This is a genomic window from Natrinema salsiterrestre (assembly GCF_029502005.1).
Lineage (GTDB): Archaea > Halobacteriota > Halobacteria > Halobacteriales > Natrialbaceae > Natrinema > Natrinema salsiterrestre.
Map to the genome: position 1 here is coordinate 1 of NZ_JAMQOT010000022.1, position 1517 is coordinate 1517.

General features: G+C 58.7%; 1 rRNA gene. It reads right to left on the reverse strand.

The features are described 5' to 3' along the window. Positions 1 to 36: 36 nt before the first annotated feature. A 16S ribosomal RNA gene (locus tag NDI89_RS23785) occupies positions 37 to 1510 on the reverse strand. Positions 1511 to 1517 lie beyond the last annotated feature (7 nt).

Genomic DNA, 1517 nt, shown 5'->3' on the forward strand with positions numbered 1-1517 from the left:
TAAGGTGGGCTGGGGCGACGCCCCAGTCCCGGTCTGTGGAGGTGATCCAGCCGCAGATTCCCCTACGGCTACCTTGTTACGACTTAAGCCCCCTTGCGGAGCCCAGATTCGACCAGCGTTGCACTGGCCTCATCCGGACCCCACTCGGGTGCTTTGACGGGCGGTGTGTGCAAGGAGCAGGGACGTATTCACCGCGCCCTTCTGAGGCGCGATTACTACCGAATCCAGCTTCATGAGGGCGAGTTTCAGCCCTCAATCCGAACTACGACCGAGTTTCGGAGATTAGCGTCCCCTTTCGGGGTTGCATCCCACTGTCTCGGCCATTGTAGCCCGCGTGTCGCCCAGCACATTCGGGGCATACTGACCTACCGTTGCCCGTTCCTTCCTCCAGTTTGGCACTGGCAGTCCTCCTAATGTACCCAACCACCACAAGGGTGTTGCTGGCAATTAGGAGTGCGGGTCTCGCTCGTTGCCTGACTTAACAGGACGCCTCACGGTACGAGCTGACGGCGGCCATGCACCTCCTCTCAATGGCTCCAGTAAGATCATCAATCTGACCTTCACTGCACATTGTCGATGCTGGTGAGATGTCCGGCGTTGAGTCCAATTAAACCGCAGGCTCCTCCGGTTGTAGTGCTCCCCCGCCAATTCCTTTAAGTTTCATCCTTGCGGACGTACTTCCCAGGCGGTCTGCTTCACGGCTTCCCTACGGCACAGCACAGGCTCGTAGCCTGTGCCACACCTAGCAGACATCGTTTACAGCTCGGACTACCCGGGTATCTAATCCGGTTCGTGACCCGAGCTTTCGTCCCTCACCGTCGGATCCGTCTTCCAGAGGCGCTTTCGCCACCGGTGGTCCGTCCAGGATTACGGGATTTCACTCCTACCCCGGACGTACCCCTCTGGTCTTCCGGTCCCAAGCCACGCAGTTTCCACCGGACGCCCGCGCGTTGAGCGCGCGGATTTCCCGATGGACTTGCCTGGCCAGCTACGGACGCTTTAGGCCCAATAATAGCGGTCATCACTCGTGCTGCCGGTATTACCGCGGCGGCTGGCACCGGTCTTGCCCAGCACTTATTCTACGACCTCCTTACGGTCGTGAAAAGCGAGGGCTATATGCCCTCGCACTCGGAGTCCCCTTATCGCACTCGCGTGCAGTGTAAAGGTTTCGCGCCTGCTGCGCCCCGTAGGGCCCGGTATCTTGTCTCAGATACCGTCTCCGGGCTCTTGCTCTCACAACCCGTACCGATTATGGGCACGGTGGGCCGTTACCCCACCGTCTACCTAATCGGCCGCAGCCACATCCTATGGCGCCGTAACGTTTCGCGTTCAGGCCACTCCAGGCGCTGAACGGTATTCCGGATTAGCCTCAGTTTCCCGAGGTTATCCGGATCCATAGGGCAGTTTGGCCACGTGTTACTGAGCTATCTGCTACGAGTCTAAACTCGTGCAACTAGCATGGCTAAATCGGACTCCAATAGCAATGACCTCCGGCAGGATCAACCGGAATGCTATAT